We start from the raw sequence: 20,823 nt of genomic DNA on the forward strand, positions 1-20,823 counted from the left end.
GGTAATTGATAATTACTTATTACTCATTACTTTTTTGGTCTAAAATGCCGCTTTCAACCATTAACTTTGGCCAGATTAATAAAAAGAAACCCATCCAAGTTAATACAGAGATAGCAACGAGAATTGTCAACCATATAAGTTTGAATATTAACCAACTACCGCTAATTAATGTGATACCTGTGAAGATAATTGACCAAGGTTGACACCACCAAGGTTTATAATTCCAAGGATTGATAATTTGTTTTTCATTCATCCTAGTAAATCCATAGATAAGAAATTGGATTTTATTGAAAACAATTAATAGTATCAATATTTAGTATAATACTAAAAGGTAAATTTAGCAAATAAATCAAAGATACAATATGATTGGGGTTGCAATTGTAGGTACTGGTTTCGGTCAAAAAGTACATATTCCCGCATTTCAAGCACATCACAAAACCCAAATAACTGCGGTTTATCATCGAGATATCAACAAAGCAAAAATCATTGCACAAAATAATAATATTCCTCATTTTAGTGATAACTTCACTGAAATTATCAATTTACCAGAAGTAGACGCTGTGAGTATTTCCACACCGCCATTTTTACATTATGAAATGGGGAAACAGGTATTAGAAGTTGGTAAACATCTGTTATTAGAAAAACCTGTAACTTTAAATGCAAACGAAGCTAAAGAATTATATCAATTAGCAAAAGCTAAAAATGTAATTGCAACTGTAGATTTTGAATTTCGCTTTGTTCCTGCATGGCAATATTTTCAGCAGTTGTTAAATACAAATTATGTGGGGAATATTCGGTTAATTAAAATTGATTGGTTAGGTTCTTCTCGTGCTGATACATCCCGTCCTTATAATTGGTATTCTCGCAAAGATCAAGGTGGTGGGGTATTGGGTTCTTTAGGTTCTCATGCTTTTGATTATATTAACTGGTTATTTGGACCAGTTAACAAATTAAATGCTTATTTCAATACAGCTATTTCCCAAAGAATTGATTATGAAAATGGGGAATTAAAAGCAGTAAATACAGATGATAATTGTTTGATATCTTTGGAATTAGCAAATGGTACACCATGTCAAATTGCTATTAGTGCAGTGGTTCATGCACCCCGACCCCATTGGATAGAAGTTTATGGAGATAAAGGAACATTAGTTTTAGGAAGTGAAGAACAAAAAGATTATATTCACGGGTTTAAAGTTTGGGTTTCTCAAGTTGGGGGAAGTTTAACAGAAATGGAAATTCCTAAACAATTATTATTTCCTCAACATTATGCTGATGGTAGAACTTGTGCATTTTTAAGAGTTGTAGATCAATGGGTGACAGGAATTGAAACTCAAAAGGAGATTATACCATCTTTAAAAGAAGGGGTTTATTCTCAATTATTGATGGATTTATCTCATCAATCACATGATTCTAGAATGTGGGTAGATGTGCCAAATTTAGGAGAGTTTTTAGCTGAATAACTGACTGTAGTGAGGAATTTATTCCTCATTTAAGGACTGAAGTCCTCACTACTGATTGTAGTGATGAATTTATTCCTCCTTGGAGGACTGAAGTCCTGACTACGAAAATAATAATAGATGAAATTCAGATGATATAGGAATAGTATTTGATTTTTGAAAGAAACTAAGAGATAATACGGAGAGGGTGTGCAAGTCTAAAGGAAAACAATGATAAAGCAGTATTTAGAAAAGGGGATGCCAGTGGTGGGTGAAGTCATCGCCGAACTACAGGAGTTTATAGCTCAAAATGCAAATGCCCGCGAGGTGAGTAAAGGATTAGCAATCAAACTGGTTTATCAAGGTTACTTATATGAGGAAATTCAAACAATTCTAGGGGTGTCACTAGGTTCAATAACAGGTTGGAAACAAGTCTATGAGGAAAATGGAATTGATGGGTTAAAACTAAAATACAAAGGAAGAAAAAGCTATTTGAATACCGAACAGAAACAGGAGGTATTACGTTGGCTTCAGACAAAGGATTATGGGGAAATAGGAGAGTTAGAGTATAAACTAGCATTTGAATATGATGTAGTTTACGAGACCAAAAAAAGTTATTACGATTTGTTTAAAGCAGCAGGAATAAGTTGGAAAAAAACTACTAAGTCAAACCCTAAAACTGACCCAGATGCTGTAGCGGTAAAAAAAAAGAGATTGAAACACTGTTGGAAAACAACCGTAGGGAACTTGAAACAGGTAAATTGAGAGCTTTACTAATTGATGAGTGTCATTTAATGTGGGGAGACTTAAGTGGCTATGTATGGGGCAAAACAGACCAAGAAATAGCAGTTCCAGTGGTCAATGAGCGAAAAAAACAGACATATTATGGAGCAATTGACTATCTCGAAGGAGAATTAATACTTAAAAGTTACGATAAAGGTAATTCAACAAATACAATTGATTATTTACTTTATTTACTCAAACAGTCTCCTGCGCAACGATTACTAATTCTTTGGGATGGTGCTAGTTACCATCGTTCTCAAGAAATTAGAGATTTTTTAGACGAAATTAATCAAGGACTTTCAAGTGACCAATGGAAAATACAATGCGTTTGTTTTGCTCCCAATTGTCCAATACAAAATCCCATTAAAGATATTTGGTTGCAAGCTAAAACATGGGTGCGCCGTTTTTGTGCTTTGATACCAACATTCTCTCATTTGAAATGGATGTTTGAATGGTTTATCCAACACACTACCTTTGATTTTCCCACCCTTCAGATGTACGGAGCTTTTTCAAAAATCAAATATTAGTCCTATAATTACTTAGGATTTGCTGAGAAAATCTTTTTGTGGGAATGGGGAATAGGTAATAATTGGGAAACATAAAATTGATTACCCAATCACCAATCATTGCATTCTATCAATTGTCCGATATTGAATTGCTTCTGCTACATGGTGAGGTTTTAAATTTTCATCTCCTGCTAAATCTGCAATGGTGCGTGCTACTTTGAGGATGCGATCGCTCGCTCTTGCAGATAACCCTAATTTTCTAATTGCTGCTTCTAATAAATTTCGACTAGCATCATCTAATTTACACCAAGTTTGTAAATGACGACTTTGCATTTGTGCATTACATTTAACGTTAGTTTCTGATTGAAAACGATTTGTCGCAATATCCCGTGCTTTTTGCACTCTTTCCCGCACAGATTTTGATGATTCTCCCGTCGATCCTTGGGTAATTTCTTCTGGTTTTAACCGATTTACTGCTACTTGTAAATCAATTCTATCCATCAATGGTCCTGATAATTTTGCCCAATATTGTTCTCTTTGTCTAGGTGAACAAGTACAAGGTTGAATTGTATCACCATAAAAACCACAAGGACAGGGATTTGTACTAGCAACTAATGTAAATTGTGCCGGAAAAACGACAGATTGACGAGTCCGAGAAATAGTCACATAACCATCTTCTAAAGGTTGTCTTAAAAATTCTAAAACATCTCTTTTAAATTCTGTTAATTCATCTAAAAAAAGTATCCCCCGATGAGATAAAGAAATTTCACCAGGACGGGGAAAACTACCACCACCAACTAAGGACGGACCCGATGCAGAATGATGAGGACTACGAAAAGGTCTTTCTCGTACTAATGAACCACGATTTTTTAATAAACCAGCTACAGAATGAATCCGAGTAACTTCTAAAGATTCCGAAAATTCCAAAGGTGGTAGAATTCCTGGTAAACGTCTTGCTAACATTGTTTTCCCACTTCCCGGAGGTCCAACAAATATTAAATTATGTCCTCCAGCAGCAGCAATTTCTAAAGCTCGACGTGCATGAGCTTGTCCTTTGACATCTTGTAAATCTGCTAAAATTGAAGATGTGGCAATTAAAGTTTCTGGGTTTTCATTTAATTTAACAGGTTTGAATTTCCCCGGATTATTTAGTAAATTCACTACATCAGAAATATTACTACATCCATAAACATTTAAACCTTCCACTACCGCAGCTTCTTGAGTATTTTCCATAGGAACAACTAAACCAGAAATTCCCATTTTTTCAGCAGTTGCAGCAATAGGTAAAACACCAGAAACCGGACGCAAACTACCATCTAAAGAAACTTCACCTAAAAATAAAAAATCCCCTAATAAATCAGGTTTTACTTGTTCAGAAGCTGCTAAAATTCCCACACTAATTGGTAAATCAAAAGCAGGTCCTTCTTTCCTTAAATCTGCGGGAGTCAGGTTAATTACAATCTTTCGCAGGGGAAACGCAAAACCCGCATTTTTCAATGTTGCTTTTACCCGTTCTTTAGATTCTTGAATCGCGGAATCTGGTAAACCTAAAATTATAATTCCTGGTAAACCACCAGAAACATCAACTTCCACACCCACCTTCACCGCGTCAATACCAACAATAGATGCACTCCAGACTCTAGCCAGCATTGTTCATATATGAATAAACTCTAATTATATCAAAGCAGATTTTCAGGTAAATTAACAACGAGTGAAATCACTGAATACAAATGTTATTAAAAACCTTTAAAACACCCTCTAAGAGGTTGTTTGAATTGCATCAAAAATATAGCTGACTTGGGGAGCTAAGGAAACCAGAGAAACATACAGCAGATTTCGTTATTATGAGGTACAAATTATCATCATGAAACTCTTGTGGGGTGGGCATCTTGCCCGCCCAAAGTGTACCTCATTACAACGGAAAGTGCTGTAAGTTTCATTATTAATAGTTTCTCGACTACCAGCGAAACTTTCTAACCCGGCTTTTTCTAAATCAGGAAGACTAACAAGAATATCCTGGTTAACTGTAAGTTCCAAAATGGCATTTTGTTCTTGTGCAGCAACCTCAGAACAGACTACAACACTGCAAACAGAAACCAGCAGCAACAACGACCCGTTATTTACAGACATAAAACCATGAAATTATGCCCTTCTCTGTTGACTTTTTTACTACTTGTAGCCAGTTCCCCTACTCCCGCAATAGCAGGTAGCGCAAATGCTAACTTGAATGTTTCTGCTTCAGTAGTTCCTAGTAACGTAAGTTGCTAGTTATGCAAGAAAGGCTCTCAAATCGAAATAACAAGGATAAGTAGATAGCAAAAAAGCAGGGAACATCATCATAATTCATTCTTTTTCCTGACTTCTGACTCCTGACTCCTGACTCCTATTCCTAACTAGCAACTTGGGTTAGTATCACGATTACCCCACCTGCTGCTCCTGTGCCAATACCAGTTGAGAACGTAACTAATCCGTCTACTCCGACAACGGCAACAATACCAATCGCTATTACGTTACCGAGTAATACTACTGGGGAAATTACCCTGGGACAAGGACAAAATCCCCTAAAATCTCTAACAGATATACTAGGTAAAACCAGATGAGTGAAACCAAAGATACCATTTTCGGTAAAATCATCCGTCGGGAAATCCCCGCAAACATCGTTTATGAGGATGATTTGGCTTTAGCCTTTACAGATGTTAACCCTCAAGCACCAGTTCACATCCTTGTCATTCCCAAAAAACCCATAGTTAACATAGCTACCGCCCAACCAGAAGATCAAGCATTATTAGGACATTTATTATTAACAGTCCAAACAGTTGCAGCAAAAGCAGGACTAGAAAACGGTTATCGCGTAGTCATGAATACTGGTAACGATGGCGGTCAAACCGTATATCACCTACACATACACATCTTAGGCGGTCGTCCTATGGCATGGCCTCCTGGTTGATCTTTACCTATCAATCATCTACAAATCTTGTGGGATGGGCATCTTGCCCGTCCCATGATCATTTCTGTCAACGCCACTACATTATAAAAATCTATATAAGTTATAAACAACACTAATTTTAATTCTCTTTACAAAACTAAATACACAGTTTATGATTTGGGCATAGGTGAAAAAAACAACTCGCCGATATTATAAACAAAGCAATCATAAAAGCAATGACCACAACCATTCAACAGCGCCAAAGCGCCAACGTATGGGATCGTTTTTGTGAATTTATCACCAGCACCAACAACCGCCTTTACATCGGCTGGTTCGGTGTATTAATGATCCCCACCCTGTTAGCAGCAACCACTTGCTTCATCATCGCATTTATCGCTGCTCCTCCCGTTGACATCGACGGTATCCGTGAACCCGTTGCAGGTTCTTTAATCTACGGAAACAACATCATCTCTGGTGCAGTTGTTCCTTCCTCTAACGCGATCGGTTTACACTTCTACCCCATTTGGGAAGCAGCTTCCTTAGATGAGTGGTTGTATAACGGTGGTCCTTACCAGTTGGTAATTTTCCACTTCTTGATCGGTGTAGCTTGCTACTTAGGTCGTGAATGGGAACTTTCTTACCGCTTGGGTATGCGTCCTTGGATCTGTGTAGCTTTCTCTGCACCTTTGGCAGCAGCAACCGCAGTATTCTTGATCTACCCCATCGGTCAAGGTTCATTCTCCGATGGTATGCCTTTGGGTATCTCCGGTACATTCAACTTCATGATCGTGTTCCAAGCAGAACACAACATCTTGATGCACCCCTTTCATATGTTAGGTGTGGCTGGTGTATTCGGTGGCTCACTGTTTTCAGCAATGCACGGTTCTTTGGTAACATCTTCCTTGGTTCGTGAAACAACCGAAACCGAATCTCAAAACTACGGTTACAAATTCGGTCAAGAAGAAGAAACCTACAACATCGTTGCAGCACACGGTTACTTCGGTCGCTTGATTTTCCAATACGCTTCATTCAACAACAGCCGTTCCTTACACTTCTTCTTGGCTGCTTGGCCAGTAGTTGGTATCTGGTTCACAGCGTTGGGTGTAAGCACAATGGCGTTCAACTTGAACGGTTTCAACTTCAACCAATCCATCATTGACTCTCAAGGTCGTGTAATCGGTACTTGGGCAGATGTAATCAACCGCGCTAACTTAGGTATGGAAGTAATGCACGAGCGTAACGCTCACAACTTCCCCTTAGACTTAGCTGCTGGTGAAGTTGCTCCTGTTGCTTTGACTGCTCCTGCAATCAACGGTTAATCTGAAACTGGGTTTAATAAGCTTAGTTAAATAAGAAAATACCCTCCAATAATGGGGGGTATTTTTGTGCATATTTCTGGGAGCATTCCAAATGAATTGTCAATTGTTAATTGTCTATTATTGAACGGCTTGACAATTTCAGTGAAATCATCTATATTGATGTAATGTGTTCACATTTATCGACACACCTCGCCCGAACCTTGAAAACCGCATAACTTCGTTCAGGTGTGTGGATGGCTTGCACCATAAGGATTTCAGGCTGCAATTTTGACAATTTCTTGAGCTTTTTTTTCCATTTTCAAGAGGTGTGTAGATTAGGGTATCTGAAACCCTTGCTCTGTAAGGTTTCCAGAAGTGAACTCTTTACAAACTCATTTCCCCGCAAGGGGATGGAAACTAAAACAACTTTCTATGTTCACAGAACAAGGAAGCCTTTCCAAACTCATTTCCCCGCAAGGGGATGGAAACAGCGGAGGCATAAACCACGCCGCCCCACCAGCAATTGCTTTCCAAACTCATTTCCCCGCAAGGGGATGGAAACCATCTGCAAAATGCCTTCGTACAAGCTGTTAATGTCCTTTCCAAACTCACTTCCCCGCAAGGGGATGGAAACAATTACCGTTCTGATCGCGCTGGCAAGGGATTCCCCTATCTTTCCAAACTCATTTCCCCGCAAGGGGATGGAAACTAGGCTCGATCCAGATACGGAGCCGCTTCCTCAAATCGACTTTCCAAACTCACTTCCCCGCAAGGGGATGGAAAGAACATATTTTGCTATACTCTAATTGCTGATCAGGGACTTCCAGATAAAAAAATATACAATCAGTTCTTGTGGGGTAGGCATACTTCGACACGCTCAGTACAAGTCTTGCCTGCCCTTAAACCCGGACGGGCTAGAAGCCCATCCCACAATATTGGATCATTTATTTCTTGGAAGTCCTAGTAGTTACGCATTGACAATAAACTTTAAATGTGTATAGTCCTAAAACCCATATTTATCGTAGGGGTTTAGCATTGCTTAATGGTGTCAACTTAACCAAAAAATGCCTTATCTGTTAGCTTCCACACCCGCCATGAAATGAATTTCATGGCTAATAGCCAAAGTTTACTAAAGTAAACTATAGATTTATGGGTATTTTTAGTCATCTTTAGATGACTTTTGCTATTAGACTGGGAATTCATTCCCAGTCGGGTTATGGGTTTTACGTTAAGTTGACACTTATGAGCATTGCTAAACCCCTACAATATTGTTCTTTTTACGAGCAATATCATCATTGATTAAAGCCTGGAACACACTATTATGGTTAATACATATCATGGTTAATTTGTACAGTGCGTAAGTCCTAAGTCCCTAAAATCGCTTTTTTCATCCTGTTTATCCTTTAATTCTGTACTTCGACTTACTTCGACAAGCTCAGTACAAGTCGCTCAGTAACCAGACATCCTGATTCAGACAGTTTCTCCAAAACTCACCAAAAATGTCATCATAGTAAAGTTGAGAAAATACTGGAGATAAAACTACGGTTTACGCACGTCCTTTAGCCCGGTTAATTGAACAACTGCAACGCCTTCCTGGTGTGGGTCCAAAATCTGCCCAGCGTCTAGCGTTGCATATTTTGAAGCGTCCAGAATCTGAAGTGGAAGCTTTAGCACAGGCATTGATTGATGCTAAAAAACAGGTAGGTTTGTGTCAGGTTTGTTTTCACCTTTCTGCTGAACCTGTATGTGATATCTGTCGCAACCCGAACCGGGATAATCAAACTATTTGTGTGGTTGCAGATTCCCGTGATGTGATAGCTTTGGAAAAAACCCGCGAGTATAAAGGGAAGTATCATGTTTTGGGTGGGGTAATTTCACCGATGGATGGTATTGGACCAGAACAGTTGACGGTTCAAGCTTTGGTAAGGAGAGTCAGTCAACAAAAACCCCAGGAAGTAATTATGGCTATTAGTCCTAGTGTGGAAGGGGAAACTACTACATTATATATAGGACAGCTACTCAAACCATTTACCAAAGTAACGCGCATTGCTTTTGGTTTACCTGTGGGTGGTGATTTAGAGTATGCTGATGAAATTACACTGGCTAGGGCTTTGGAAGGAAGAAGGGAATTAGATTAGATGTTGGTTTCTATCCACTAGAATCCAAAAAGCATCAATGGTAGAATGTAAATTGCTCTATCCTAGTCATAGCTGATTACTGATTACTGATAGCTGAATGCTTATGTTGCTGTTGTAATTGGTGCATTTTATTAAATAAATGCCAACAATATTCTTCAGGTAGTCCACAGGTGATTGCACCCCTTAGTACAACGTTAAAATACCAATCATTAGGTGCAACTTCTTCATTTAATTTGTTCACTACTACATAAGTACGAACATTATTGTATATTTGATCTTTGTGGTGAATGTCTACTATTTCATGACGATAGAATTGTTGGGAAACACCTTCACGTTGATCGAGATGTTCGCTTAGTCTCCAAGGTAGCTGATAAAGTACACCTGTGACTAAGGATGTAGAATCATTTACCACATCTAAAACCCCACATTTACGAAGAGGGGAATAACCATAAAATCTGAGTTTATATTCTTTTAATATAGCAGGTCCGATGACATAAGGGTATGTATTTTCACCCAGCGATCGCTTTAAATCCACTGGACACATACAAGAACCATAGGCAAAATAATAAAATGTCGGTTCTGTCTCTACCTTTGCAGGATTTTGAGGTTGTACCCAACTGTGGTTTATGTGTCCACTATGATTACTCATATTGCTTCTTTATATGATAATATAAAAATGGTATTACGTTAATGATCATAAATTATCATATTCAATATATTTACAGTTCATAAATCTCTAATGGTAAATTATCCGGGTCTTTAAAAAAGGTAAATTTCTTGCCTGTAATTTCATCAACTCTGATATTTTCCACATCTATATTATGAGATTTTAAATAATTCACACTTTCCTGAATATCCTCAACTGCAAAAGCAAGATGTCTTAAACCACAAGCTTCTGGGTTACTCACTCTTTGGGGAGGGTTGGGAAAGGAGAATAATTCAATTTGGGTATTTCCTACTTTTAAATCTAATTTATAGGAATTTCTCTCTTGGCGGAAGGTTTCATGAATAATCGGAAAACCAAGAATGTCAACATAAAAATATTTTGATTTTTGGTAATCTGAACAGATGATAGCGATATGATGAACACCGGAAATTTTCATATTATGTTAGGTGACAGGTGACAGGTGACAGGTGACAGGTGACAGGTGACAGGTAGAAAGTTCTTCTCCCCATCACCCCACACCCTAACTATTTATTCGCTTAAAATAGTCTTTGAGACAATCCTGGTTTTCTTGCGGTCTGCTTCCGAAAGTTCTTTACCGGCTTGCAGACGAGTAGCAGAAGTTTGCAGTACAGTTGCAGCATTAGTATCGCCAATTTGTAAAGCTGTTTTCGCTGCTGTTTGCAACATAGTTACAGCACCAGTGCGATCGCCTTGTTCTAATTTTGCCTCTGCAATCTGAGTTTGGCGATATTTAGCTAATACCAAAATTGACTGTAACACCTGGGTATTTAATGCTGGTTGGTAAGTCTGAGTAATATTAGCATATATCGGCATCAGGGGAGAAAGTAAACTCTCTTTTTTCTGTGCTGGATCATCGTAGCGAATCTGAATATGTCCAATGACTTGTTCACCTTCTGGCAATTGTCCCAAATAAAGATTCGCCAAAACTACCCTTTCTACATCTTTCATTAAATCACCCAAACGAATCACAAAGCTACCATTAGCTTCGGTTTCCACTGGTAACTCAATGGTTTCTGGGGACACTTGGGCGATTGGTTTGAGTTCTGCTAACCGCACACCAGGAACGAGAGACAGCAATAAATGGGCATTGGTTAAGCCCACAGATTGAATGCGTTTAAACAAGCGGTTAAACTGTTCCACAGCTTGGTTAGGAGTCTCAATATAAGTGAGAGTACCACCACCAGCATCGGCGATTTTTTCTAGTAAGTCCTGATTCCAGTTATCACCAAAACCAAAAGTGTTAATGGTGATATTTAATCTGGTGGCTTTTTGTGCTAGTTGCAAACAACGCTTGTTGTCATGGGGTCCTATTTGCCATTTCCAGATTTTTAACCCGTTATCACCATGACCATCTGTGAGTAGAAAAGCTTGGGAAACAGCACCTTTTGTTCCTTTGAGCAATTCTGTAATTCCCAAAGATAAACCTTCACCAATAATAGTACCGCCTCCAGCTTTCAGACTTTTGTGTAACTGGGTTTTGATGGTTTTGGGGTCTTGAACGATTTGGTTAGGGATAATGACCTCAGCAGTACCCGCAAAAGCCACAATTGAGATCCGGTCTCCGGGTTTGAGTTGATCTAATAATTGTTCCACTGCCTGAATCACTGTGTTCATAGCTTCGCCGTGCATAGAACCGCTTTTATCGAGAATCAGGCATAAATTCAAGGGTATACTAGAATCAAGCTCATCGGCAATAGCCGAAATGGAAATTTCTAGTTGACGCTGGTTAGTAGTTTGGGTTGCGTCAACGTTAGTATCATTTAGTGCCGATAATAATTTAACTTTCATGTAGGAGGAGCATCCTGCAACACAGTTTTTGAGACAATTCTGGTTTTCTTGCGATCGCTCTCTGATAAATCTTCACCTGCTTGTAAACGAGTAGCTGAAGTTTGCAGCACCGTCGCTGCACTAGCGTCACCCATTTGTAAAGCTGTTTTGGCGGCGGTTTGGAGCATGGTGGCCGCCCCAGCGCGATCGCCCTGCTGTAATTTTGCTTCCGCTAACTGGGTTTGGCGATACTTGGCTAAAGCTAAGATTGACTGCTGCACCTGGGGATTGGTACTCGGTTGGTAAATGGGATCTACATTCACATAAACTGGCATATTGAGGGAAAATAAACCAGCTTGATCCAGTGCGGGATCATCGTAGCGTACTTGCACATTAGCGATCGCCTGTCTACCTTCTGGCAACTGTCCCAAATAAATATTAGCCAAAATCACCCGTTCCACATCTTTCATTAAATCCCCTAATCTCACTGTAAACCGTCCATCTGGTTCTGTTTGTACAGGTAATTCAATTGTCTCTGGGGCAACTTGGGCTATGGGTTTTAATTCTGCTAATCTCACATTTGGCATCAGGGAAAATAACAGGTAAGCATTTGTTAAACCTACTGTTTGCATCCGAGTAAACAAACTATTAAACTTATCCACCGCTTGTTCAGGGCGTTCAATATGTGATAAACTTCCTAACGCTGCATCCGCAATTTTCTCTAAAATATCCTGATTCCAATTGTCTCCAAACCCTAACGTATTTAAGGTTAAATTATAGTCAGACGCTAATTGAGCAAATTTCAAACAGCGATTATTATCACCATGTTCATTTTCCCCATCTGTCAGTAAAAACGCTTGGGAAATAGTATCTTTTTTACCCTTGGCTAACTCTTCTATTCCCAAACGTAACCCTTCATCAATAGCAGTACCCCCATCAGCGGAAAGACGATTAATTTGCTGTTTGATGTAATCTCGCTCCTCAATCACCTGATTAGGCACTAAAACCTTGGCACGATGGTCAAAAACCACGATACTCAGTCTATCCTGGGAACTAAGACGGTCAACCAACAAACAAGCCGCCTTTTTCACATTATCCAGCGATCGCCCCCGCATCGAACCACTATGATCTAAAATTAAACATAGATTTAATGGCACACTGCGATCTAAAGTTTCCCCAATCGCCGAAATCGAAACCGCTAACTGACGTTGACTACTGGTTTGATTCGCGTCTACACAAGCATCATTGAGATGAGGTTGCAAGTTAACCTTCATAAGTCATTTTCCTAACGAAATTATCTATATTTATTTATAAATAACTTCAATCCCTAGTTAACAGAGTACGGAAAACACTTTTATAGCAGGAGTCAGAAGTCAGGATTCAGGATTCAGGAGTCAGGATTCAGGAGTAAAACCCTATTTTACCTCGTTCCCAGTCTCCAGTCTGGGAATGTCATCCTAGAGGTTCTACCTCTAACCTTACTCTTTACAAATCTTATTGTAATTTTCCCCCAAAAATCCCAAAAAAGTTTTCACACCCTTTTTAACTCCCAAAATTATTGAGAATACTTGCGAATGACTCAACGTATTTTCAAGGGTCTTGACTTCTGACAGGGTTGTGTTATGATAGGTTTTAGAATAATCCAAGGGATTGCTATTATCTGAATCAAGATATCCAAGATTTGAGGATTTTCAGGATAAGAACGCAGATAAACGCGGATAAACGCAGATTATCTGAATCACGATTTAGAGGAGTTAAGGATTTACAGTATATTATTTAATGATGGTTGGTTATTCTTGAAGGCTTTTTTGTCTGAATCAGGATAACCAGGATTATAGGATTTACAGGATGTTATTTGATGATGGTTGGTTATTTACAAGATATGAAGGAATGAACCACGAAGGCACGAAGGACACGAAGGTAAGAGGTTTCAGAGAGATTTTCTATTTGCATCCTTTACATCCATAAATGTTAGTTGTCCAGATTCTCACCATCTGCGTCTATCTGCGTCTATCTGCGTTCTAAGCCTGAAAATCCTGATTCTGTCATCTCTTGATATCTCTACTACGTCTGTGATATCTTAAAATCACAATCATCTCTTCATTCTGTAACACCAAACAAAAAATACTATCCTGTACATCCTTAAATCCTGGATATCCTGATTCTGACAAAAAAATTTGATTGCCTTAGGTTAATGAGTCCTGGATCAGAACACGACCTGAAAACCACAGCCGTCGATCCGGTTGCCACGCGAATAACTAAGGCGAAGCGCATAACGACAGTAAGCGGCAAGTTTAGACTAAGAACCGCCACGCAAGATATTTTCACTACTTTAAATTGTCACAGCACTACCATCTGTAGGGGCATTATTATAGTTATCAACATAATCATCCAAACACCATTCCCAGACACTGCCGTAAAATTAGGTAAAGTAATATTTACACTTAATTTAGCAAAAATCCAAGATCACTGATGCAACTGCAACTGAGAGGAGTAAAATCTACCTTAGCTTCCCTATTATTAATTGCTCCCTTTTTCCTCTGGGGTACAGCAATGGTAGCAATGAAAGGGGTAATACCTCATACCACACCATTATTTATGGCAGGAGTACGTTTACTACCTGCGGGGGTATTAATTCTCATCGCTGCTGCTTTCATGGGTAGACCCCAACCCAAAGGATGGTTAGCATGGTTATGGATCATCATCTTTGCTTTCGTTGACGCTACCCTGTTTCAAGGTTTTTTAGCAGAAGGGTTAGTCAGAACTAGTGCGGGTTTAGGTTCTGTCATGATTGACTCCCAACCTTTAGCAGTAGCTTTATTGTCTCTGTGGTTATTTCAAGAACATATTGGCCTTTGGGGATGGTTAGGGTTAGGATTGGGAGTTACTGGTATTAGTTTAATTGGCCTACCAGAAGAATGGATTTTTCACCTTCTCGACTCAGGGGTAAAAATTACTACCGATAATTGGCAGCAATTATTTAACAGTGGTGAATGGTTGATGTTACTAGCGGCTTTATCAATGGCTGTAGGTACGGTATTAATTCGCTTTGTCTGTAGATATGCTGATCCGGTAATAGCTACAGGATGGCATATAATTTTGGGGGGGTTGCCTTTGTGGGGAATATCTGCGGTTGTAGAAAACCAACAGTGGCAAAATCTGGTATTATCCGATTGGCTCAATTTGGGTTATGCAACTATCTTTGGTAGTGCGATCGCCTATGGTTTATTCTTTTATTTTGCTTCCAGTGGAAATCTCACCAGTTTAAGTTCTCTTACTTTTCTCACCCCAGTTTTTGCTTTAGTATTTGGTCATCTTTTTCTTGCAGAAGTTCTCACCCCCATTCAATGGCTAGGAGTGATGCTGACTTTAATCAGTATTTATTTAATCAACCAAAGAGACAATTTAGGTAGACAAAATCAAAAAGCTACCATCAATGAAAACACTAATCAACAACAACCAGTTTTAGAAGCATCTGTAACTAAGAAGCTTTAAAAAATTACCCTAATATACTCCGTGGGAGATCAGGAAAATGAGGGAAAAAAAGCAATTATCTAGGACTTACGCTAGGATCAACCAAATATGAGGTATGGGTTTCAGGCATTTTAACGTGATTTTTTGATGATTTTTGAGCGATAGCGAAGCGCTGCTGCAATCAGTTCGCTATTGATCGGAAGTTAATCGCCAAAAGCCTGAAACGACGGATTTTCGTTCATGCACATCATGGTAAATTTGTACAGTGCGTAAGTCCTATTATTAATTATCAATTATCAATTACCAAACCATAGATAATCAACTCTATGGCAAAAACCGATCTAAAGCTGCTTTGAGTTGTTCAATTTCTACATCAATATTACCATTTTCTGAAGCTCTAGCAATGCACTCGGTTAAATGCTCATCTAAAACAATCCGTGCTACTTTGTCTAATGCACCTCTAACAGCCGCAATTTGTAATAATACATCAGGACAAGGGCTGTTTTGCTGCACCATTGTTTTAATACCGCGAATGTGTCCTTCTATTCGTGATAGTCGGTTAACAATTCGCCGTAAAGATTCTTCACTGTGAACATGAGGATGAGCCGAGTTGACTGTTTCTGAAGTATGATTTGTATGCTCGTGATGATGATGGTGTGTGTGTTCTGCTGGCTGTGATGAAGGCAAGGATGCTTCAGCTAATCCGTTTGATGCTGTCATGAGTCCTGTGGGGTTTGGTATTAATCAGATCCTAGCCTAGAAAGATTTGAAATTGGCGGAAAAACCGTACTGGGTAAGGGGCAAATTTCCATAATAGCTTGGTTGGTGTATGTTCTATTAACTTGATGACAGAAGTTGTTAGATCACAAGTTGGGTAAAAACTTCAATGAACACAGATTTATAAACCAGCTATAAAAATAATTGTAGCTAGATTTGTAAATAGATAGCAAAAACTAGGCTTCTAGATTAGGTTGTGATTATGCAAATTTTTCAACTACCTCAGTTTATACGCAAACTCAGTACCCATGTTTTAGCGATTTTTCTAGGAGTGGTGTTAACGGTTTCTTGTGTGTCAGTTTTACCTTCCCACGCAGAAAAAGCACCGGATCAAGTGGTTGCCCAAAAACCATCTGTTGCTGTTGGTGCTATTGGTAAAAGTAGCTTTGTCACTGCGGCGGTAAATCGTGTGGGTTCTGCTGTGGTAAGGATTGATACTGAGAAAACTATTACTCGTCCTGTTGATCCCATTTTGGAAGATCCTTTTTTACGGCGGTTTTTTGGTGATGCTTTCCCCCAAATGTCACCGACTGAACAGTTAAGGGGTTTAGGTTCTGGTTTTATTTTGGATAAAAGTGGCATAATTTTGACTAATGCTCATGTTGTGGATCAAGCTGATAAAGTAACTGTACGCTTGAAAGATGGCCGTACTTATGAAGGTAAGGTAAAAGGCATTGATGAAGTTACGGATTTGGCAGTAGTCAAGATTAATGCTGGTAGTGATTTACCGATCGCACCTTTGGGATCTTCTAGCAGTGTACAGGTGGGAGATTGGGCGATCGCTGTGGGTAATCCGTTAGGATTTGATAATACTGTAACTTTGGGTATTGTCAGCACTTTAAAACGTTCTAGCGCCCAGGTGGGAATTAGTGATAAACGTTTAGATTTCATTCAAACTGATGCTGCAATTAATCCTGGTAACTCTGGTGGTCCGTTGTTAAATGCAGAAGGTGAAGTAATTGGCATTAATACCGCTATTCGTGCAGATGCGATGGGGATAGGGTTTGCCATTCCGATTGATAAAGCTAAGGCGATCGCTGCACAATTGCAAAAAAACGGTAAAGTTGCTCACCCCTATTTAGGGGTACAGATGGTGACATTAACACCCCGGTTAGCGAGACAAAACAATTCTGATCCTAACTCTGCAATTCAAATACCAGAAGTGAATGGTGTGTTAGTGATCCGAGTTGTACCTAACTCTCCTGCTGCTGCTGCGGGTATTAGACGCGGTGATGTGATTTTACAAATTGACATTCAACCAATTACCACTGCTGATCAATTGCAAAGAGTTGTAGAAGATAGTCGTTTAGGTGAAGCGTTGCAGGTGAAAGTACAAAGAGGAAATCAAATTCAGGTGCTTTCTGTGCGTACTGCTGAGTTACAAGACATTTCTTAATATCCAAATTCCAAGAAAATGGGGATATGTTGAGGCATATCCTCATTTTTTCATGTTAAGTTTCTAAATTTACGGTTATTATATTTACAAGGATAACTAAGATTATTCTTTATTACCAATTACCAATTACCAATTACCAATTACCAATTACCAATTACCTAATTTTGAATTTCTGAAAATATGGCATCTAATAAAAATATCCTCAGTGAAATATTATCTTCTTCACCCAACTTTTTTTCTCAACTTGTATTTGGGTTTCTGTTAGCTATTATTTCCAATTTTGCAGGAGCTTCATTAATTCTCAGTTTATTTGTGGGGATTATGGGTGGTGTTGCTTTAGGGTGGTTTACAAACGTCAACGAAAATAACCCCCAAATACCAGATGTAGCTTCTAATGATGGCATTGATGCAGCACTGAAATACTGGTTATTTTTCATGTTCAGCTTTGTGTTTCTCGGATATTCTGCACCAATAAGTATTTTATTTGGAGGAATAGCAGCTTTAGGTGGTGGTTGGATTATTGCTTGGTGGAGAAGTAAGGAAGCAACTCAAACTCAATTATCAGATGACATTTTAGCAGAAGCAGAAATCCCAGAACCCAATGAGAAAAGTACCAGAAGCAGAAAAAGAATATCTACTCGTCGTTATCGTCGCGCTTCTGGAAGTTTCAATTTTCGCTTTTGGGAAAAATAGATGTCAGCATTTGATAATTGACAATTGAAAATTGACAATTGTTTCATTCAAGGTTTAAAACCTCCCCTTTCAAGGGGAAAAATAAAAAATCCGCTTTTTCAATCCTCTCCCTTCAAGGGAGATTTAATTGTCAATTGTTCATTGTTCATTGTCAATTATTGAAAGCTTTAAGCTGATTACTGATAGCTGAATGCTGATGATTTTATTGTCCCAAATACGCTTCTAAAACTTTGGCATTTCTTTGAATTTCCGTAGGAGTACCGACAGCTAAATTTTGTCCTTCTGCTAAAACCCAAACTCTGTCACACAAAGACATAATTACATCCATATTATGTTCAATAATTAAAAAAGTTAAACCGTCTTCTCTGTTCCATTTGAGGATGCGATCGCAAATATCATCTATTAATCTAGGATTCACCCCCGCAGCAGGTTCATCTAATAATATTAACTTAGGATTTGTCATCAAAGCGCGTCCCATTTCTAATAGTTTACGCTGTCCACCTGACAAACCACCAGCATAGTCAGTTGCTTTTTTTTCTAATCCTACAGATTCTAACAAAAACATTGCCCTTTCTTTATTTTGTTTTTCTTCTCTAGCAACAATATGAGATTGAAATTGCACTTGCCAAAAATTCTCACCAGTTTGTTTTTGTGCTGCTAACAGCATATTTTCTAACACAGATAAACGTGATAAAGTTTTGGGAACTTGAAAGGTACGAATTAAACCTTGTTGAGCAATTTCAAATGGTTGTAAATTATGAATTTGTTCACCATCAAAAATCACTCTTCCTTTATCTGGGTGGATGAAATTGGACAGTAAATTAAATAAAGTCGTTTTACCCGCACCATTAGGACCAATTAAACCAGTGATACTACCTTGATTAACTTCGATGTTAGCATCTTTAACCGCTTGAATACCACCAAAATTTTTACAAAGTCCGGTAGCAGCTAATAGGGGGAGTTGGGGAGTTTCAATATTATTTACCATGATGATTTGTTGGTTATTTTTTGTTAGTGACTGCTATGAATTATTTGGGTCAAAATACCTAAAATTGTTTTGATATCTTTAATATAATATTCACTGATATCAATGTAAATTTCTTGATTTTGTAATTTCAGAAATTTCCACATATTACCTGTGGTAACAACTCCGTAAATTGTATCTATATCATTACCTTCCTTGTGATTAAATAATTGTGCAGCGATCATTTCTGCTACACATTGTCCTAAACCTAGTTTAATGTTTTCATTTTTCGCTTCTACGATAGTGACAACTGGAGAAGTAATAAAGAGTTGTTCTGGTGATTTGCTAATTATAAAGTCACAAACTCCATTTAACCCTTGTTCTGGTTCTACATTAAAATCTACACCGGAAAATAAACTAATTTCTTCGGTCAATTGATTTTTAATTTCAATTAACACAGGGGCTATAATCATTTCTGATCTCGCTTTTTCTGTGTTGATTGCTAATGCTAAAGGAACATTAGTTTTGAGGATTGTATTTAAAATATTACTGCATTCTTTTTCCAGTGTATCAGCAAATAAATCTACCTTCTCATTAATTTTTAAATTGAATTTCTTCACAACTTCCTGTAGTTTAAAATCACTATAAGCCATGACTATCACCTCCTGAAAATTGCTATCACAGGTAACAGGGAACCCAGTCACCAATCACCAATTACCAATCACCAATCACCAATCACCTATTTCCCAAGAGTAAGTTCCTCTTTTTTACCTAGAATACCTTGAGGTCGCCAAATCATCAGTACCATAAGAATTAGACCAATAAACATAATTCTAAAAGCACCGATACGTTCTACATCTAAAGGAACAATTTTTGGTAAAAATTCCCGTGTGAGAGCATCGTAAGCGAAATAAATTACTGCCCCTAAAATTGTACCAATATTATTACCAGAACCGCCTAAAATTACCATAATCCAAGCGTCAAAAGTGAGTTGTGGTTGAAAATTATCAGGATAAATGGCGCTCAGTTGCCAAGCGAAGAAAGCACCAGCAATACCAGCGATCGCACCACCTAACATCAAAGATTGTAACTTATAAGAAAAGACATTTTTACCTAATGCTTTGGGTACTTCTTCATCTTCACGGATAGCTTTGAGAACTCGACCCCAAGGAGATTTGACTAAAAATTCTAAGCGCCAAAAAACAAAAGCTAATACTAACAAAGCCAATAACATTAAGCCCGCTTTGGGGTTATAGTTATACAATCCTACCACACCAGCAACATAAATTGCTACTGACAATAAACCTAAAATAATACCTACGACTAAACGGGAAGAAAATTCTTTTTTAGTAGAAACATCGGCAGATTTTTGAGCAGTTTTCACCCAACGCCACAAAGAAAATAAAGTAACAATTGCAAGCAAGGTAAGTACACCAATCATCAAAAATCGTAAAAATAAATTGGGTGTAGTTGATAGAGGAATCGCATAACTTTGGACACCAAACGCCCCAGATACCCAAGCATCACCTACTGGTAAATCTTGGTTATTCACCACCAAACGAATTAATTCTCCTGTACCAATGGTAACGATACCTAGATAATCTTCCCGGAGGCGTAAAGTTGCAAAACCAATCACCAAACCCAACAAAGCAGCGACAATTGCCCCAGCAATAGCTGAAAATAATATAGGTACACCTTTTAAACTTAATAGAACTGTAGTATATGCACCCAAGGTCATAAAAGCAATATGACCAAAATTAATCAAACCTGTAAAACCCCACTGTAAATTCAGTCCCAGTGCGAACAAAGCAAAAGTAGCGGTAGAAATAGCCAGAAAAATGAGATATTCAATCATAATTTGATAATGGGTAATGAGTAATGGGTAATGGGTAATGGGTAATAGGTAATAGGTAATGGGTAATGGGTAATTAATTAGGTTATTCATCCTCCCAGTCACCAGTCATCAGTCACCAGGTT

The 20,823-nt window shown here is 38.4% G+C and carries 19 protein-coding genes and 1 pseudogene; 9 read left to right on the plus strand and 11 right to left on the minus strand.

All coding sequences use genetic code 11. The annotated features are described in order from the left end of the window. Positions 1 to 19: 19 nt before the first annotated feature. Complete coding sequence (locus tag K2F26_RS08920; RefSeq protein WP_220611177.1) at positions 20 to 253, minus strand: DUF6737 family protein; 234 nt, start codon at positions 251 to 253, stop codon at positions 20 to 22. A gap of 109 nt (positions 254 to 362) precedes the next feature. On the opposite strand from K2F26_RS08920, the gene K2F26_RS08925 reads away from it, so the two are divergent. Together K2F26_RS08925 and K2F26_RS08930 are read left to right on the plus strand one after the other, a co-directional pair. Further along, positions 363 to 1,460: a Gfo/Idh/MocA family protein gene (locus K2F26_RS08925; protein WP_220611178.1), complete on the plus strand. Its 1,098-nt coding sequence runs from the start codon at positions 363 to 365 to the stop codon at positions 1,458 to 1,460. 252 nt (positions 1,461 to 1,712) lie between these two features. Further along, positions 1,713 to 2,746 (plus strand): annotated as a pseudogene (locus K2F26_RS08930) (IS630 family transposase); the annotation flags it as partial. A 96-nt stretch (positions 2,747 to 2,842) separates the two neighbouring features. Here the strand turns inward: K2F26_RS08930 and K2F26_RS08935 are convergent. Continuing rightward, complete coding sequence (locus tag K2F26_RS08935) at positions 2,843 to 4,375, minus strand: YifB family Mg chelatase-like AAA ATPase (RefSeq protein ID WP_220611179.1); 1,533 nt, start codon at positions 4,373 to 4,375, stop codon at positions 2,843 to 2,845. A gap of 192 nt (positions 4,376 to 4,567) precedes the next feature. Beyond that, positions 4,568 to 4,855 (minus strand): hypothetical protein, encoded by a 288-nt coding sequence (locus tag K2F26_RS08940; protein WP_246605563.1) that lies wholly within the window; start codon positions 4,853 to 4,855, stop codon positions 4,568 to 4,570. Positions 4,856 to 4,861: 6 nt separating this feature from the next. Here K2F26_RS08940 and K2F26_RS25140 point away from each other — a divergent pair, with 6 nt between their 5' ends. The 4 genes from K2F26_RS25140 (at position 4,862) to recR (ending at position 9,087) form a co-directional block, all read left to right on the plus strand. Further along, positions 4,862 to 4,993, plus strand: coding sequence for a hypothetical protein (locus K2F26_RS25140; RefSeq protein ID WP_302850047.1), 132 nt, complete (start codon positions 4,862 to 4,864; stop codon positions 4,991 to 4,993). A 328-nt stretch (positions 4,994 to 5,321) separates the two neighbouring features. After that, positions 5,322 to 5,672: a histidine triad nucleotide-binding protein gene (locus K2F26_RS08950; RefSeq protein ID WP_220611180.1), complete on the plus strand. Its 351-nt coding sequence runs from the start codon at positions 5,322 to 5,324 to the stop codon at positions 5,670 to 5,672. Positions 5,673 to 5,887: 215 nt separating this feature from the next. Next, on the plus strand, positions 5,888 to 6,970 hold the full coding sequence (gene psbA, locus K2F26_RS08955; RefSeq protein WP_220610487.1) for a photosystem II q(b) protein: 1,083 nt from the start codon (positions 5,888 to 5,890) through the stop codon (positions 6,968 to 6,970). A 1,559-nt stretch (positions 6,971 to 8,529) separates the two neighbouring features. After that, positions 8,530 to 9,087, plus strand: a complete 558-nt coding sequence (gene recR / locus K2F26_RS08960; RefSeq protein ID WP_228020333.1) for a recombination mediator RecR — start codon at positions 8,530 to 8,532, stop codon at positions 9,085 to 9,087. Between the two features lie 76 nt (positions 9,088 to 9,163). Here recR and K2F26_RS08965 read toward each other — a convergent pair whose 3' ends face one another. From K2F26_RS08965 to K2F26_RS08980, 4 genes are all read right to left on the minus strand, one after another. Then, entirely contained in the window at positions 9,164 to 9,736 is a 573-nt protein-coding gene (locus tag K2F26_RS08965; RefSeq protein WP_220611181.1) for a gamma-glutamylcyclotransferase family protein, read from the minus strand. A 70-nt stretch (positions 9,737 to 9,806) separates the two neighbouring features. After that, a complete protein-coding gene (gene gloA2 / locus K2F26_RS08970) occupies positions 9,807 to 10,190 on the minus strand; it encodes an SMU1112c/YaeR family gloxylase I-like metalloprotein (protein WP_220611182.1) in 384 nt (127 codons plus the stop codon). Positions 10,191 to 10,282: 92 nt separating this feature from the next. Beyond that, a complete protein-coding gene (locus tag K2F26_RS08975) occupies positions 10,283 to 11,563 on the minus strand; it encodes a vWA domain-containing protein (RefSeq protein WP_220611183.1) in 1,281 nt (426 codons plus the stop codon). Beyond that, positions 11,560 to 12,816 (minus strand): vWA domain-containing protein, encoded by a 1,257-nt coding sequence (locus tag K2F26_RS08980; protein ID WP_220611184.1) that lies wholly within the window; start codon positions 12,814 to 12,816, stop codon positions 11,560 to 11,562. Before K2F26_RS08980 ends, K2F26_RS08975 begins: the two co-directional genes overlap by 4 nt. Positions 12,817 to 14,014: 1,198 nt before the next feature. Here K2F26_RS08980 and K2F26_RS08985 point away from each other — a divergent pair. Next, complete coding sequence (locus K2F26_RS08985; RefSeq protein ID WP_220611185.1) at positions 14,015 to 15,037, plus strand: DMT family transporter; 1,023 nt, start codon at positions 14,015 to 14,017, stop codon at positions 15,035 to 15,037. Between the two features lie 303 nt (positions 15,038 to 15,340). Here the strand turns inward: K2F26_RS08985 and K2F26_RS08990 are convergent, their stop codons facing one another. Then, positions 15,341 to 15,736: a metal-sensing transcriptional repressor gene (locus K2F26_RS08990; protein ID WP_220611186.1), complete on the minus strand. Its 396-nt coding sequence runs from the start codon at positions 15,734 to 15,736 to the stop codon at positions 15,341 to 15,343. A 259-nt stretch (positions 15,737 to 15,995) separates the two neighbouring features. On the opposite strand from K2F26_RS08990, the gene K2F26_RS08995 reads away from it, so the two are divergent. After that, positions 15,996 to 17,189, plus strand: a complete 1,194-nt coding sequence (locus tag K2F26_RS08995; RefSeq protein ID WP_220611187.1) for an HhoA/HhoB/HtrA family serine endopeptidase — start codon at positions 15,996 to 15,998, stop codon at positions 17,187 to 17,189. A gap of 180 nt (positions 17,190 to 17,369) precedes the next feature. Continuing rightward, positions 17,370 to 17,882 carry a hypothetical protein gene (locus tag K2F26_RS09000; protein WP_220611188.1) on the plus strand — a complete coding sequence of 171 codons (513 nt, stop codon included), beginning with the start codon at positions 17,370 to 17,372 and terminating at the stop codon, positions 17,880 to 17,882. Positions 17,883 to 18,084: 202 nt separating this feature from the next. Here K2F26_RS09000 and K2F26_RS09005 read toward each other — a convergent pair whose 3' ends face one another. The 3 genes from K2F26_RS09005 to K2F26_RS09015 form a co-directional block, all read right to left on the minus strand. Beyond that, entirely contained in the window at positions 18,085 to 18,870 is a 786-nt protein-coding gene (locus tag K2F26_RS09005; RefSeq protein WP_220611189.1) for an ABC transporter ATP-binding protein, read from the minus strand. A gap of 23 nt (positions 18,871 to 18,893) precedes the next feature. Continuing rightward, positions 18,894 to 19,499 carry a hypothetical protein gene (locus K2F26_RS09010; RefSeq protein ID WP_194057891.1) on the minus strand — a complete coding sequence of 202 codons (606 nt, stop codon included), beginning with the start codon at positions 19,497 to 19,499 and terminating at the stop codon, positions 18,894 to 18,896. 86 nt (positions 19,500 to 19,585) lie between these two features. Beyond that, the gene (locus K2F26_RS09015) at positions 19,586 to 20,701 is read right to left on the minus strand and encodes a branched-chain amino acid ABC transporter permease (protein WP_220611832.1); all 1,116 of its coding nucleotides are present in this window, start codon (positions 20,699 to 20,701) and stop codon (positions 19,586 to 19,588) included. Between the last annotated feature and the right edge of the window lie 122 nt (positions 20,702 to 20,823).

It is taken from the genome of Sphaerospermopsis torques-reginae ITEP-024, from assembly GCF_019598945.1.
Lineage (GTDB): Bacteria > Cyanobacteriota > Cyanobacteriia > Cyanobacteriales > Nostocaceae > Sphaerospermopsis.